The 15983-nt window shown below is 64.4% G+C and carries 10 protein-coding genes and 1 pseudogene; 9 read left to right on the top strand and 2 right to left on the bottom strand.

The window, feature by feature from the left end; all coding sequences use genetic code 11:
* Positions 1 to 47 precede the first annotated feature (47 nt).
* From D2E24_RS00595 to D2E24_RS00580, 4 genes are read left to right on the top strand one after another with little or no spacing between them, the layout of a single operon-like run.
* Positions 48 to 974 carry a branched-chain amino acid ABC transporter permease gene (locus D2E24_RS00595; protein ID WP_125967386.1) on the top strand — a complete coding sequence of 309 codons (927 nt, stop codon included), beginning with the start codon at positions 48 to 50 and terminating at the stop codon, positions 972 to 974.
* Between the two features lie 4 nt (positions 975 to 978).
* Positions 979 to 2091 (top strand): branched-chain amino acid ABC transporter permease, encoded by a 1113-nt coding sequence (locus tag D2E24_RS00590; protein ID WP_164520942.1) that lies wholly within the window; start codon positions 979 to 981, stop codon positions 2089 to 2091.
* Position 2092: 1 nt separating this feature from the next.
* On the top strand, positions 2093 to 2983 hold the full coding sequence (locus D2E24_RS00585; RefSeq protein ID WP_241222783.1) for an ABC transporter ATP-binding protein: 891 nt from the start codon (positions 2093 to 2095) through the stop codon (positions 2981 to 2983).
* Positions 2983 to 3687, top strand: a complete 705-nt coding sequence (locus tag D2E24_RS00580; protein ID WP_125967385.1) for an ABC transporter ATP-binding protein — start codon at positions 2983 to 2985, stop codon at positions 3685 to 3687. Before D2E24_RS00585 ends, D2E24_RS00580 begins: the two co-directional genes overlap by 1 nt.
* A 71-nt stretch (positions 3688 to 3758) precedes the next feature.
* Here D2E24_RS00580 and D2E24_RS00575 read toward each other — a convergent pair whose 3' ends face one another.
* Complete coding sequence (locus tag D2E24_RS00575) at positions 3759 to 4424, bottom strand: sugar O-acetyltransferase (protein WP_241222782.1); 666 nt, start codon at positions 4422 to 4424, stop codon at positions 3759 to 3761.
* Positions 4425 to 4678: 254 nt separating this feature from the next.
* On the opposite strand from D2E24_RS00575, the gene D2E24_RS00570 reads away from it, so the two are divergent.
* The 5 genes from D2E24_RS00570 (at position 4679) to D2E24_RS00550 (ending at position 15587) form a co-directional block, all read left to right on the top strand.
* Positions 4679 to 5338, top strand: coding sequence for an L-threonylcarbamoyladenylate synthase (locus D2E24_RS00570; protein WP_125967384.1), 660 nt, complete (start codon positions 4679 to 4681; stop codon positions 5336 to 5338).
* Positions 5335 to 6486, top strand: coding sequence for an MraY family glycosyltransferase (locus tag D2E24_RS00565; protein WP_125967383.1), 1152 nt, complete (start codon positions 5335 to 5337; stop codon positions 6484 to 6486). The genes D2E24_RS00570 and D2E24_RS00565 overlap by 4 nt, the downstream gene beginning before the upstream one ends.
* A gap of 337 nt (positions 6487 to 6823) precedes the next feature.
* Positions 6824 to 8365, top strand: a complete 1542-nt coding sequence (gene guaB, locus D2E24_RS00560) for an IMP dehydrogenase (RefSeq protein ID WP_125967382.1) — start codon at positions 6824 to 6826, stop codon at positions 8363 to 8365.
* Between the two features lie 215 nt (positions 8366 to 8580).
* Positions 8581 to 12165: an SNF2-related protein gene (locus tag D2E24_RS00555; protein WP_125967381.1), complete on the top strand. Its 3585-nt coding sequence runs from the start codon at positions 8581 to 8583 to the stop codon at positions 12163 to 12165.
* Between the two features lie 56 nt (positions 12166 to 12221).
* Positions 12222 to 15587 carry an Eco57I restriction-modification methylase domain-containing protein gene (locus D2E24_RS00550; protein ID WP_125967380.1) on the top strand — a complete coding sequence of 1122 codons (3366 nt, stop codon included), beginning with the start codon at positions 12222 to 12224 and terminating at the stop codon, positions 15585 to 15587.
* On the opposite strand, the pseudogene D2E24_RS00545 reads toward D2E24_RS00550, so the two are convergent.
* Positions 15579 to 15977, bottom strand: a pseudogene (locus D2E24_RS00545) (TaqI-like C-terminal specificity domain-containing protein); the annotation flags it as partial. The gene D2E24_RS00550 and the pseudogene D2E24_RS00545 sit on opposite strands and share 9 nt — an antisense overlap.
* Positions 15978 to 15983 lie beyond the last annotated feature (6 nt).

Below are 15983 nucleotides of genomic sequence, written 5' to 3'. Positions count from 1 at the left end.
GAACGACTAAGCAAGACTCAGGAAGACAGGAAAGAAAGGGGGAAGCGATGACCGACCAACTCATCATGTTCGTCAGCCAGCTGTTCAACGGTCTCAAGATCGGCAGCGTGTACGCGCTCGTGGCGCTCGGCTACACCATGGTCTACGGCATCATCCGACTGATCAACTTCGCCCACGGCGACTTCATCATGGTCGGCGCCTACGTGCTCATGCTCACCATTCCCGCCATCGTGGCGCTGGGACTGCCCGCCTGGCTGGCGGTCGTGCCCGCCATCCTCGTGTGCGTCGCCGTCGGCGTCATCGTCGAGAAGGCCGCCTACAAGCCGGTGCGCGAGAAGGGCAATTCGATGACGGCGCTCATCACCGCCATCGCCATGTCGCTGCTGCTGGAGAACGGCGCCCAGGCCGTCTTCGGCGCCGACTTCCAGACCGTGCCCACCATCTTCCACCTGCCCTCCCTCGCGTTCGGCAAGCTGCACCTGGCCGGCGACACGCTGCTGACCATCGCCATCGGCGTGTGCATCATGGTCGGTCTCCAGCTGTTCGTCAAGTTCACCCGCCAGGGCAAGGCCATGCGCGCCGTCTCCGAGGACAAGGAGGCCGCCACGCTCATGGGCATCAACGTGAACTCCACCATCGCGCTCACCTTCGCGATCGGCGCCGGCCTGGCAGCCGTGGCCTCGCTCATGTACTGCGCCGCCTACCCGCAGGCCTCGCCCACGATGGGCGCCATGCTCGGCCTCAAGGCCTTCGTCGCCGCCGTGCTCGGCGGCATCGGCTCCATCCCGGGCGCCATGGTCGGCGGTCTGGCCATCGGCCTGGTCGAAAGCCTCACCAAGGCGTACATCGGCACGCTGACCGCCGGCATCATCACGTCGGCGTTCTCCGACGCCATCGTGTTCGCCATCCTGATCGTGGTGCTGCTCGTCAAGCCGTCCGGCATCATGGGCAAGAACGAAGGGGAGAAGGTCTGATCCAATGAAGAAGACGATGCTTTCCGCCGCCCAGTCGTATCTGGTGTGCGCGCTCGGCGTGCTCGCCGCGTTCGGCGTGGTGGCCTTCCTGTGCGAGACCGGACTGGCCGACTACTACATCAAGGGCATCATGATGACCGCGTGCATCGCGATCATCATGACCACCTCCCTGAACCTCACCATCGGCGTGCTCGGCCAGCTCACCCTCGGCTGCTGCGGCTTCCAGGCCATCGGCGCGTACGTCGCCGCCCTCGCCTCCAAGCTCATGATCGCCAACGGCATGGGCCTCGACCCGACCACGCGCTTCCTCATCACCACGCTGCTCGGCGGCGTCGTCGCCTGCGTGTTCGGCATCCTCATCGGCATCCCCGCGCTGCGCCTGCACGGCGACTACCTCGCCATCATCACCCTCGGCTTCGGCGAGATCATCCGCGTGGTCATCCAGAACCTCAAGGTGGCCGGCGGCATGGGCCTCGACCAGGGCGCCGCGGGTCAGGCGCTCATCGGCATCGACCGCACCGCCAACCTGTACGTCGTGTTCTGGATCATGGTCGTCAGCGTCGCCGTGCTGTTCATGTTCGGCCGCTCCCGCTACGGCCGCGCCGTCAAGGCCATCCGCGACGACGAGATCGCCGCCGGCGCATCCGGCCTCAACACCACCTACCTCAAGGTGCTCGTCTTCGCGATCTCCGCGTTCTTCGCCGGCATCGCGGGCGGCATCTTCGCCCAGTACATCGGCTCGCTCAACCCCTCGATGGCCGGCTGGCTCAACTCCATCAACTACGTCATCATGGTCGTGTTCGGCGGCATGGGCTCCATCACCGGCTCCATCGTGTCCGCGGTGGGCCTGACCATCCTGCCCGAGCTGCTGCGCGCCTTCGCCGAATACCGCATGCTCGTCTACTCGGTCGTGCTCGTGCTCGTCATGATCTTCCGCCCGCAGGGCATCTTCGGCTCGTGGGAGTTCTCCCTGCCGCAGGTCGTCAACCGCCTGCTGCTGCGCAACCCCAAGGCCGCCGCCCAGGAGAAGGCGGCTTCCGAGGCCGGATCGGAAACGTCCGACGAGTCCGGTGCCGCCGTGGCCGCAGCATCCGCCGCATCGAAGAAGGAGGCGTGAGATGAGCGAGCAGACGCAGCCCATCCTCAAGGCCGAGCATCTCGGCATCACCTTCGGCGGCCTCAAGGCCGTGTCCGACTTCACCATGACCATCAACGCGGGCGAGCTCATCGGCCTCATCGGCCCCAACGGCGCCGGCAAGACCACCGTGTTCAACCTGCTCACCGGCGTGTACAAGCCCACCGAAGGCGACTTCTGGCTCGACGGCGAACACATGAACGGCAAGAAGACCTACCAGGTCGTGCGCGCCGGCATCGCCCGCACCTTCCAGAACATCCGCCTGTTCAAGCAGCTCACCGTGGAGGAGAACGTGCTCGTCGCCTTCGACGAATCCTTCTCCTACCATCTGGGCGGCGCCATCTTCCGCACCCCGCGCTTCTGGCGACAGGAGCACGAGATGCACGAGAAGGCCATGGACCTGCTGAAGATCTTCGACCTCGACGGCCTGGCCTCCACGCAGGCCGCGAACCTGCCGTACGGCCAGCAGCGCAAGCTGGAGATCGCCCGCGCCCTGGCCACCGGCATGAAGCTGCTGCTCCTCGACGAGCCGGCCGCCGGCATGAACCCCACCGAAACCGAGGACCTGCTGCGGTGCATCAACGTGATCCGCGACCGCTTCGGCGTGGCCATCCTGCTCATCGAACACGACATGAGCCTCGTCATGCGCGTCTGCCAGCGCATCCAGGTGCTCGACTACGGCCGCACCATCGCGTCGGGCACGCCCGAGCAGATCGCCAACGACCCGCAGGTCATCTCCGCCTACCTGGGCGCGGACGACCACCTCGTCGAAGGCGAGGGCGACGACATCGTCAAGTCCCTGCAGGGCGCGAAGGAAACCGAAGCCGCGAACGGCACGAACGGCACGAACGGCACGAACGGAGGCGAACGCTGATGCTGGAGATCAAGGACCTGCACGTCTCGTACGGCGCCATCGACGCCGTCAAGGGCATCTCCCTGCACGTCGACGAAGGCGAGATCGTCTCGCTCATCGGCGCGAACGGCGCCGGCAAGACCACCACGCTGCACACCATCACCGGTCTGGTGCCGGCGAAATCCGGCTCCATCACCTACGACGGCCACGACCTGCTCAAGACGCACGCCGAGAAGATCATCACGCTCGGCATGGCGCACGTGCCCGAAGGCCGCCACGTCTTCACCCGCATGACCGTGCAGGAGAACCTGGAGATGGGCGCGTTCAGCCTCAAGGACCAGTCGGGCATCGGCCGCGACCTGGAGATGGTGTTCGAATACTTCCCGCGTCTGCGCGAACGCCGCCGCCAGCTCGCCGGCACGCTCTCCGGCGGCGAGCAGCAGATGGTGGCGATGGGCCGCGCCCTCATGGGCCACCCGAAGACCATCCTCATGGACGAGCCGTCGATGGGCCTGTCGCCGCTCATGGTCAAGGAGATCTTCGACATCATCGTCACGCTGCGCGACAAGGGCATCACCGTGCTGCTGGTCGAGCAGAACGCGAAGATGGCGCTGTCCATCGCGGACCGCGCGTACGTGCTGGAGACCGGCCGCATCACGATGGAGGGCAAGGCCTCCGACCTGCTGCACGACGAGCAGGTGCGCAAGGCGTATCTGGGCGCGTGACGGCCGTGTGACGTCTGTTGGGAGGGTTCCTGCGTGCTTCCGCGCGGGAACCCTCCTTCGTTTCGGCGGAGCTACTGCGCGTATTCCTGATAGACGGACGCGTCCGCGTCGCCGATCGTGCGCACGACGCGCGCCGGATTGCCCACGGCGACCGAGTTCGCCGGAATGTCCCTGACGACGACCGAGCCGGCGCCTATCACGCAGCCGTCGCCGATCGTCACGCCGCCGAGCACGGTCACGTTGCCGCCGAACCAGCAGTTCGAGCCGATCTCGATCGGCAGCGCGTACTCGTATTCGACCATGCCGCCGTCGGGCAGCCGGCGGATGTTGCGGTCCTGCCAGCGGATCGGATGCATGGGCGGCAGCAGCGACACGTTCGGGCCGAACAGCACGTTGTCGCCGATCGTCACCGGGCCGGCGTCCAGCACGGTGAAGTTGAAGTTCGCGAACACGTTCTCGCCGATGGTCGTATGGCACCCGTAGTCGAAGAACACCGGTCCCAGCATGCTCAGATGCGCGCCGTGGCCGGGCAGCAGCTCGTCGAGCACGGCGTCGCGTTCGGCGGCGGCGTTGCGGGGCAGCGCGTTGAAGCGCGTGCACAGATCGGCCGCCTTGTCGCGCAGCGCCGACAGCTCGGGATCGCCGGCGTCGTACAGCTTGCCGTCGAGCATCTCCTCGCGTTCGCTTCGGCGCGGCGTGCGCGGTTCGATAGGCGGGATGGCGGTGTCGTCGGTCATGTGATGCTCCTTTGCGGGGTGGTCCGGTCGTGCCGGCGGGCCGGAAGGCGCGCACGCCGGCGGTGTATCCGTATGCGAGCGTACACGCCGGACCGTCGAGACGACGCCGACAGGCCGGATCCATCGGATATCCGTCCGATGATTCGGTGGATATCCGCCGTATATTCCGTCGTATATTCCGCCGTATATTCGTTCGATCTTGCCGGTCTGGGCGCAATGGTGCAATGATGGGGTTTGACACGTCAGGAGGAAGCATGAGCGCGGTATGCACGGTAACCGATGAATCGCTGGACGAGGCACGGCGGATCATAGCCGCCGGGGGACTGGTCGTCATCCCCACCGACACGGTGTACGGCGTGGCCTGCGACCCGCGCAACGCGGACGCGATCGCCCGCATCTACGAGGCGAAGGGCCGCCCGCGGTTCAAGGCGCTGCAGGTGCTGCTCGCCGACGTCGACCAGCTCGACGAACTCGGCCTCGACCTGCCGGCACCGCTCAACCGCCTCGCCGCGCAGTTCATGCCCGGCGCGTTCTCGCCGATCGCCGAGGCGCGCGCCGACTGCGATCTGAAGACCCTCAACCCGACGCCGCGCGGCGTGGCCACGCAGGGCGTGCGCATCCCCCATTCGACGGCGGCGCTGCGCATCCTCGCCGCGCTCGGCCCGCTGGCCGCATCGAGCGCGAACCGGTCGGGCGAGGAGAGCGCGCAGAGCGTGCAGGAGGCGGTCGCCGCGTTCGGCGACACGGTCGACCTGTATTTCGACGGCGGTCCCACGCAGGGGCACGTCGCGAGCACCGTGGTGGCGGCGAACCCGCTGTCGCGCGACGGCATCGACATCCTGCGCGAAGGCGTGATCCCGCAGTCGGCGATCCGCCGCGCGCTGCACGTCAACGGGGGAGGACTGGGCGAGTGAGGGTCTACCTGTTCATCGCCGCCATGGCCGGCGGCATCACCTACCTGCTCACCCCGCTGATCCGCCATCTGGCGATCCGCATCGGCGCGGTCGGCCAGGTGCGCGCCCGCGACGTGCACACGATCCCGACGCCGCGCATGGGCGGTCTGGCGATGATGTTCGGCTTCGTCGGCGCGATGCTGGTCGCCAGCCGCATGCCGTTCCTCGATGACCTGTTCACGTCGGGGCATCAGGCGTGGGTGGTGATGGCCGGCGGCGTGATGATCTGCCTGCTGGGCATGGCCGACGATCTGTGGGACCTCGACTGGATGCTCAAGATGGCGGGCCAGCTGCTCATCGCCGTGTTCGTCGCATGGGGAGGCCTGCAGATCATCTCGCTGCCGATCGGCTCGCTGTGGGCGGCCAGCCCGAGCATCTCGATCACGATCACCGCGTTCCTGATCGTCGCGTCGATCAACGCGGTGAACTTCGTCGACGGCCTCGACGGACTCGCGTCCGGCATCGTCGCGATCGGCGGCATCGCGTTCGCCGCCTACTCGTACATCCTGGCGCGCTCGTCGCCGTCGTACGCGTCGATGGCGACGCTGATCGACGTGGCGATGGTGGGCATCTGCGCCGGATTCATCCTGCACAACTGGCATCCGGCGAAGCTGTTCATGGGCGACTCCGGGTCGATGCTGCTGGGCTATCTCATCACCTGCGCGTCGATCGTGATGACGGGCCGTCTCGACCCGGCGTCGATCCACGCGAGCGTGTACCTGCCGGTGTTCATGCCGATCCTGCTGCCGGTGCTCGTCCTGTTCCTGCCGGTGCTCGACATGTGCATGGCGATCGTGCGACGGCTCGCCAAAGGCCAGTCGCCGATGCACCCCGACCGCATGCACCTGCACCACCGGATGCTCAAGCTGGGCCACAGCGTGCCGGGCGCGGTGGCGATCCTGTGGAGCTGGGCCGCGCTGATCGCGTTCGGTTCGATCATGATCCTTTTCTTCCCCCTGTCGCGCGTGCTGGTCGGCATGGCCGTCGCGGCGGTCGTGCTGGGCGTGGTCACGATGTACCCGTACCTGCGCCACCGCATCCCCGAGATTCGCGCGGAGAACGCCGCGCTCGATCAGGCCCGCCGTTCCTCCGATCCAGGCCGTCGCTGACGGTCGCCGCCGTCGGTCCGTTGCCGGCCGCGTCGCAATCCGTAGGTTCCGGTGGATTCCCATGCGGATTGCGACGCTGGCGTTGCGCGTTGCGTCGGGATTCGTATGCGGGATGACGTCCACATGCAGATTGCGACGCCGATAACGTGCGTTGCGTCGCAACCTGCATGTTCCGATGGATTCCCTTACGGATTGCGACGCGGAGGGGGAGTGTTGCGTCGGGATTCGTATGCGACGACGGGTCCGTACGCGGATTGCGACGCTCTCGCTGCGGCGCCGACGCATTGACGCGGCGGCGCGTGTCGTTAAGGTCGGGGCACGCTCATATAGTGCATCTATGGCTTTCATTCCTGATATGAACTCAGAATCCAATTACGCCCCCCTTCCCCCGATTTTCTCGCAGCTCGGCCTCGCCTATGACGATGTGCTGCTGCTGCCGAACGAGACGGACGTGATTCCCTCCGAGGTCGACACCACCACGCACCTGACCCGTGAGATCACGATGAAGGTCCCGGCGATCTCCGCCGCCATGGACACCGTTACCGAGTCCGAGATGGCGATCGCCATGGCCCGCAACGGCGGCATCGGCGTGCTGCACCGCAACCTGTCGATCGACGACCAGGCCGCCCAGGTCGACGTCGTCAAGCGCTCCGAATCCGGCATGATCACCGACCCGCTGACCGTCAACCCGGACGTCACCCTCGCCGACCTCGACAAGCTGTGCGGCAAGTTCCACATCTCCGGCCTGCCGGTCGTCGACAAGGACAACAAGCTCGTCGGCATCATCACCAACCGCGACATGCGCTTCATCGCGTCCGACGACTACGACCACCTCAAGGTGCGCGACGTGATGACCAAGGACAACCTGGTCACCGGCCCGTCGAACATCTCCAAGGACGACGCCCACCGCCTGCTCGCCCAGCACAAGGTCGAGAAGCTGCCGCTGGTCGACGCCGAAGGACACCTGACCGGCCTGATCACCGTCAAGGACTTCGTCAAGACCGAGCAGTACCCGGACGCCACCAAGGACGCGCAGGGCCGTCTGCGCGTCGCCGCCGGCGTCGGCTTCCTCGGCGACGCCTGGCAGCGCGCCTCCGCCCTGATGGAGGCCGGCGTCGACGTGCTCGTCGTCGACACCGCCAACGGCGAGGCCCGTCTGGCCCTCGACATGATCCGCCGCATCAAGAACGATCCGGCGTTCCGCGACGTGCAGGTCATCGGCGGCAACATCGCCACCCGCTCCGGCGCGCAGGCCATGATCGACGCGGGCGTCGACGCCGTCAAGGTCGGCGTCGGCCCCGGCTCCATCTGCACCACCCGCGTGGTCGCCGGCGTCGGCGTCCCGCAGCTGACGGCCGTGTACGAGGCCGCCCAGGCCTGCAAGGCCGCCGGCGTCCCGTGCATCGCGGACGGCGGCATCCACTACTCCGGCGACATCGCCAAGGCCCTCGTGGCCGGCGCGTCCTCGGTCATGCTCGGCGGCACGCTCGCCGGCTGCGAGGAGGCCCCGGGCGAGAAGGTTCTGCTGCACGGCAAGCAGTACAAGCTGTACCGCGGCATGGGCTCCCTGGGCGCGATGGCCCCGCGCGGCAAGAAGTCCTACTCCAAGGACCGCTACTTCCAGGCCGACGTCACCTCCAACGACAAGGTCGTGCCGGAAGGCGTCGAGGGCGAGGTGCCGTACCGCGGACCGCTGAACGCCGTCCTGTACCAGATGATCGGCGGCCTGCACCAGTCGATGTTCTACATCGGCGCGCACAACATCGCCGAGATGAGCGAGAAGGGCCGCTTCATCCGCATCACGGACGCCGGCCTGCGCGAATCCCACCCGCACGACATCGTGATGACCGCCGAGGCGCCGAACTACACGAGCCGCTGACGACGGTGATCCGAAGCCGGTAGCGACCGGCTGACGGACCGACGGAACCGATCCGAACGAGGCCCTTCCAACCGCGACCACACGGCCGGAAGGGCCTCGCCGTATGCGGCCCGGCGCCGCGCCTTCAGAGGACTGACGGCATTGTCCGGTCATGTATAGTGGCAATTGCGCTCAGAGTCGAATACGCGCACGCAGCCGAAACCGAGGAGGGGACTATGGAGAAGCTGGTTCATTTCGTCGACAATCGCAGGGGATCCCTAGGGGAGGTCCTGCGCAAGGTGGCCTCCGATCCCACATACAGGGATCTGGCCGTCGCCACCGGATACTGGGATATGATCGGCACGTCGATGCTGATCGACCTCATCAAGGACTATCGTTCCGTACGCATTCTCATCGGCGCGGAACCGTATGCCAACAGGCGGCTGAATCTCACGAACCTCTACGAGGATTTCCCTGCGGCGGACATCACCGAAGACCTCCGGGAACTCGGGAACCTGCCGGATGATGACGTGGCCAAGTATCGTGAGACGGCGCGCATCGTCGCGGCGATGATTCACGAGGGCCGTCTGCAGGTGCGCATCTGCAGGAAGCCGTTCATCCACGCGAAGGAATACGTGTTCGGTTCGTACGATACCGAGGGTGCGGTCGGTATCATCGGCTCCTCCAACTTCACGGGCAGGGGGCTTTCCAACATCGCGGTCGGCGGCAACGCCGAACTGAACTATCTCGAGGACATGGAGTCCACGGTCCTGTACCGTCCGATGAACGAGAAGCAGCAGTACGGCCATCTGTCCTGGTTCGACATGATGTGGGACCTGCCAGATGTCGAGGATTGGACCGGCGACTTCCAGGAGATCCTGAGCTCCTCGCCCGTCGGCAACAAGACGTATGGGCCGTATGACGTGTACATGAATCTCCTCATGCGCCTGTTCCCGGATGAGATGGCCGAGGACGCGGATTCCCCCGCTGACGGCGGCGCCGATGTCATGTACTCCTACCAGAAGCGCAACGCCGGCATCCTGGTCAATAAGCTGGATCGCGTGGGCACGGCCATCCTCGCGGATTCGGTCGGTCTGGGCAAGACCGTGACTGCCGGCGGCGTCATCCGCCATTACCGGAATGCCGGTAAGCGGAACATCGTCATCCTGCCCCCGGCCAAGCTGAAGGGGCAGTGGCGCATGGACCTGAGCGAGTTCTTCGGACTCGGGGAGGGGGATTACGAACTCGTCTCCCAGCAGGACATCCAAGCCATCCAGGAACTGCGCGCCGCCTATCGCAGATCGTATCCGGCCGATCTCATCGTGATCGACGAGGCCCATAATCTCCGCAACGAGCATTCCGAACGCTTCAAGACGGTGCTGGGGCTGATCGCGGAGAACCCGGACGCCAAGGTGCTGCTGCTGACGGCAACCCCCATCAACAACGGCTTCAAGGATCTGATCAGCCAGCTGGAGCTCGGATTGGGCGGACGTACGCAGTCCGGCGTCATCGTGTCGTACGAGAACCCATCCAACCGCGAAGCGACGGTGCAGAGCAAGGATTTCTTCGACTTCCTCCGTGATCTGGAAGGTCGCCGCAAAGCCGCCGAACGCAGGGGCGCACGATTCGATTGGGAACGGTATCGTCAGCCGCTGTCCCAGGGAATCGGCCATTTCGTGGTCCGTTCCACCCGGCAGGGCGTGCAGGAGGAGTCGAAGCTGCTGGAATCCGGATCATCCCTCCGCTTCCCAGACAACAAGTTCGAGACGGTCGGCTATTCGTTCTCCGATCAGGCGACCGAAACGGTCGATCGCGTGATCGCACGTAATGCGCCGGCTTTCGAAGGCGTGGATCCGTTCGCCGTGAATCTGACCGAATTGGCTGATGAAACCCGTCGTCTGGTGCATCCTCTCGATACCGTCCGGCAGGCTCCCTCCCGGTTCCTGGGGAATATCTCCGGCTCCCGTTCCCTGGTCGATTCGGTGTTCCGCTTGATGTCGCTGCTGGGATTCCCCGCCTACCGATCGATGCTCTACCAATGGGAGTACCGTGAGGCCACGCTTGACGACATCGATGCGATGAGACTTCCCGACGAGGAGGCGTCGGCGCTCCAGTCGTCGATGACCATCCACAACATCCTTCAGACGCTCTGGCTGAAGCGATTGGAATCCTCCCTGGATGCCCTGCGCCTGTCCGTGACACGGTACCGCGACCGTCTGGACCGGTTCATGACATGGCTGGACCGGGGGTACATCGTGGAGATGTCCGGCCTGGCGGTGCTGGATGACGATGATGAAGACGGGAACTCCTCGACGCTGTGGCAAACCGATTCGTCCGACATCGAACAGATGCTCAAGGATAAAGGCATCCCCTATGTGCCGGCCGATTCTACACTGCTCGACGTGGACGGTCTCCGTCGCGATGTCAGACGCGACCTAGGCATCGTCGCGGTGCTGATCGAATCGTTGGACCGCTGCATCGAGAACGGCATGGACGCCAAACTCGAAGCGTTGTGCGAGGCGTTCGAGAAGGTCCTCGCAGACGGCGTCTACGGGCGGAAGATTCTGGTGTTCAGCGCCTACGCGGACACCATCCGGTATCTGCAGAAGAGGCTCCCGTCCCTGCTGGGCGGCAGCATCGACCGGTTCTCCGAAAAATCCGCGTTCCTCACCGCCGCGGCGACCGATCTGGAGAGGACGGTGAAACGCTTCTCTCCGGTCTCGAAGAAGTACAAGCTGGCGGATGGCGAGCATGAACTGGATTACCTGTTCTCCACCGACGTGCTTTCGGAAGGACAGAACCTGCAGGACGCCGGCATCCTGATCAACTACGACCTGCATTGGAATCCGGTGCGCATGGTGCAGCGCAACGGCCGTGTGAACCGTCTTGGCTCGCGGTACGACCGGGTGCTTATCGGCAATATGGCGCCGGCCGCTGATCTGGAATACTATCTGGGGCTGATCGCCAAGCTGCAGGGGAAGATCGAGACGATCAAGCATTCGATCGGCACCGATCAGGGCATTCTGACGGAAGCCGACGAGAACCCCATCGAATACATCCAGGAGATCTACAGCGGCGACGAGGAGCGTGTCCGCGAGGCCGTCGACCGGATGGATGAGGACAACGACATGCTGTCCTGGCAGAACGAGCACGTGTACGCGCTCAGGGAGTTCCTGCGTCAGGCGGAACCGTCGGACATCAAGCGGGTCAGGGCCATGCCGAAGGGCAAGTGGAACTACCTGCCCGCGAAGGCATCGGTGAATCATACCGTCGTATGCCTGTTCGAGCAGAAGAGCGAATCGGGGACCTTCGCGAACCACCGATTCATCCATGTGGATGTGACGGGCGAACGTAACTTTGCGTCGCTGCTTCCCCCGGAAGCCGCCCTGTCGATGTTCCGGACCGATCCGGATGACAACGTCAGAAGGCTGGATCATGCGCGGATTACGCGGAAGGACGTTGAGAGTAAGGCGAAGGCAATGGCCGGCGTGCGCGGACGCCGTGCTTCCGTGTCCGCATACCGCCCGAAGAGCATGCCCGAGAAGATCTACCTGAGTCTGCTGCAGAAGCAGCTGAACACCGGGAACGTACTGGCCGCGCTCGGCAAGGTCGCGGAACTGGTGCAGGCGGGACAGCGGTACAACGAACTGATGCGACGGCTGAAGAAGGAGATTCCGGACGCCGCCGACCCGTCCGCGCCGCCGATCAGCGAAGGACTGCTCGAGGACTGGCGGACGTTCATCGCCGATCTCGATTTGGATGACGCTGGTTCCGACAGCAAGTGGAGCTGCCGGCTGAGCAGTATGTCGCAGGATCTGTGAGACCCGGTCGCGTTAGAATCCATTGGCGTGACGAACCATCGAAAGGAGCGTGGGGCATGACCTCATTCGCTGAGCTGCAGCAGTCGCTCGACGACTACTCCCGTTATGACATCTCCGATACCGTGCGTGACGATGATCGCACCATGGCCGCGGCCCGGGTGGCCGTGCAGGTGCTTGCGCTGCTGCAGGGCGCATCCGCGGCGGACATCGACGTCGAGGACGCGCTGCTCAATGAGGTCGGCGCGGACTCGCACGAGGAATGGTTCGTCGGGCATCCGCAGCTGGACGCGCCGATGGTGTGCGAACTCACCGAGCCGGGCATGCCGTACGCCGCCACATTCATGGCATTGCGGGGATCCGCCGTGAAGACGCGCATCAGCGCATGCGTGTCGATGCGGGACCATTGGGAGGATGGGCTGTCTCTGCCCTCGAACCTCTACGATATCTTCCCCGTGGGCATCCACTTCTTCGCACCCGCCAACACGCAGTCGATCATTATCGCGGTTTCGAAATCCGGCAATCTGCGCACGATGGAACTGCGCGGCACGTTGTCGAACACGCAGAAGCGCATCCTCGAACGACTGTCGGGACTGTTGGCGGCGGACGGTCTGACCGACGACGACAAGCCGCGCATCCATGCAGAGCTGTGGGACGCGCTGAACGTGACGGAAGTGAACCGCAGCTTCTACCAGGGTATCGCGGTGCGGTTCAACGAGCTGGTCCAGTCGATCGTCGCCTCCGGTCACGACGCGGACGAGGCGAAGCTGTTCGCCAGCCGTCTGATCGGCCGCATCCTGTTCGCATGGTTCCTGGACCGGAAGGGGTTCCTCAACCCCGAGGAACGCTATCTGGAGACCGACGGGCTTGACGCGGCCGGTTACTACGAGCGCAAACTCAAACGGCTGTTCTTCGCGACGCTGAACACGGCCAGGCAGGACCGTGACGAGGACGGCGACTTCGTCACGCCGTTCCTCAACGGCGGACTGTTCGAGGAGCAGACCACCGATTTCCCGAATGAGACGATCGCGTTCCCCGACGACTTCTTCACGAGCCTGTACGCGCATTTCCGCCAGTACGACTTCACCACCGACGAATCCACGCCGGACTACGAGCAGGTCGCCATCGACCCGGAGATGCTGGGCCGCATCTTCGAATCGCTGCTCGCCGAGCAGATGGATGACACCGGCAAGACCGCGCGCAATGCCAAGGGCGCGTTCTACACGCCGAGGCAGATCGTCTCCTACATGTGCCGCGAATCCCTGCGCCAGTACCTGTACAACGTGCTGGGGGACGGCAAGGGCGTCCACGTCGGCGTGGACCGTCTGCTGGACACGACGGACGGCGAATGGGAGCGGAACGGCGATGCGCGCAGGACCTTGTGGGGCTCCAACACGGCCACGGTGCTGCCGCTCGCGATCCAGGCACTCGACGGTGTGCGCGTGCTCGACCCGGCGGTCGGATCGGGCGCGTTCCCCATGGGCATGCTGCAGCTGCTGATGCGCTGCCATGCAAGGCTCCAGGGCAGGAAGGCCGTGGCGGACGCCTACGAGCGGAAGATGCGGATCCTGCAGCGGAACATTTTCGGTGTGGACATCGAACCCATGGCGGTGGAGGTCGCGCGACTGCGCGTCTGGCTGTCGATGATCGTGGAGCGCGGATCCATCGACGACGTGGAACCGCTGCCGAATCTGGACTTCAAGTTCGTGTGCGCGGATTCCGTCGTGCCGTTGGCAGTGGGGGAGGACGCCACGGATGTGCTCCCGGCCAACGGAGCCGCTTACGATCAGGTTCTCTTGGCCCTGAACGGTGACGATGCCGCCCTGATGGACGAGCTTGGGGAGATCCGCTCCCAGTATTTCCACGTTACGGGTGCCGAGAACAAGAGCCGGCTGATGCAACGGTTCGAGGACATCATCCGGCAGCTTGGCCATGGTGACATGGCCTCGGAGCGCAGCAGGCAGCTCTCGGCCTTCCACCCCCATGCGTCGGTGTCGTCCGAAGCCGGGCATGCACCGTTCTTCGACCCGGATTTCATGTTCGGCGTGAACAGGTTCGACGTCGTCATCGGCAACCCGCCGTATGTGCAGCTGCAGAAGATGGCGGACAAGCACAAGTACGCGTCCTTGGCATACAAGTCGTACAATCAGACCGGCGACCTGTACGAGCTGTTCTACGAACGCGGGCTGATGATGCTGTCCGACCGGGGCGTGCTGGACTTCATCACCTCCAATAAGTGGATGCGCAACAAGTACGGCGTGGAGCTCCGGTCGTATCTCGCCGCGAACGCCGAGGTGATCACGCTCATCGACCTGGGCGCCGGGCGCTTCAGCAGCGCCACAGTCGACACCAACATCATGCTGCTGAGGAAGGGGCGCGCGGACGGCGTGCTCCAGGCGGTGCGCTACACCGGTGATTCGCTGGACGACATCGGCTCGTACGTCGGGGAGCATGCGACGGTCATTCCGTTCGACACGGAAGGATACGACCGGAACACCGCGGCGGCGGTGCGGGGCTCCTCTCCCTGGGTGATCCTGAGCGATGTGGAACGCTCCATCAAACATCGGATGGACGAGGCCGGTACCCTTCTCAAGGATCTGGACGTCCGCATCAACTACGGTGTGAAGACAGGTCTGAACGATGCGTTCATCATCTCCAAGGAGAAGCGCGACGAGCTGATCGCCGCCGACCCGAAGAGCGCCGAGATCATCCGCCCGGTGCTCCGAGGCCGCGACGTCAAGCGCTACCGTTACGAGTTCGCGGACTTGTACACCATCACACTGTTCCCCTCCTTGGAGTATGACATCGACCGGTATCCTGCCGTGAAAGATTGGCTGATCAACGGCGACTGGGTCCTGTCGGGGCGCACGAGCAGTCCTATCGGTACGGGACGGCTGCGTCTTGAACAGACCGGTGCCGAGCACAAGTGTGAGGGAGTGCGCTTCAAGAGCCGGAAGAAGACAGGTAACAAATGGTTCGAGACCCAGGACGCGATATCTTATTCGGATGATTTCTCTCAACCGAAGATCGTGTGGGGTGAGATCTCCGACAGGGCGAAGTTCGCGTTCGACGGCGGCGGCGATTATGTTCCGGAGGCCACCACCTTCCTGATGGTGGGCTCCGACCTGCTGCCGATTCTGGGGTTCCTGAACTCCCGTCTGGCCGAATATTACTTCTCCACGTTGGGGACCACCACCGGTATGGGAACCGTGCGTTGGAAGAAATACACCATCGAACAACTGCCGATAGCGTTGTTCGATGGTGCGGAACGAGAGACGTTCCTACAGCTGATCCGTCAGCGGCTTGATGACGGACGGAGCGAGGCTGAGCTGCAGGAACTGGACCATGCCATCGATGAATGCATCGCATCCCGAATCGGTCTGACCCGCCCCGAGATGGATTTCATCGAACGGTTCTCACAGTGAGGATTGTTCGATCTCCTGCCGTTCCTCGGCGGTGATACCGAACGCGGCATACACCAGTTCGTCGATCTCCCGTTCCTCGTCCTTTGCGGACACTCCGCTCTGACACTTCTGCTGAGCGGATTGCGCCAAAACCGCGATCCGCCCACGGACATCCGACTCCACTGCTGTCGGAATCGGAATCTGCTCGACGAAAACGGGCTTGTATTCCATGTAGCCGCCGCTTCGTGTAACGGCGACCTGATGCACGTACCAGTCCGCTGCATGGGAGTTCAGCACGCCCAGCAGGAACCAGTCATCGGTCGCGATGAACGGAGACGGGGCGCACACGATCGCATCATCCTCCACCATCGCGTACTTCGCGTTCAGGCTGAGATTGCCCCACACGATCTTCGGTTG

Origin of the sequence: Bifidobacterium samirii, from assembly GCF_003952945.1 — a bacterium.
GTDB lineage: Bacteria > Actinomycetota > Actinomycetes > Actinomycetales > Bifidobacteriaceae > Bifidobacterium > Bifidobacterium samirii.
This window is presented reverse-complemented; position numbering and strand designations above follow the sequence as displayed.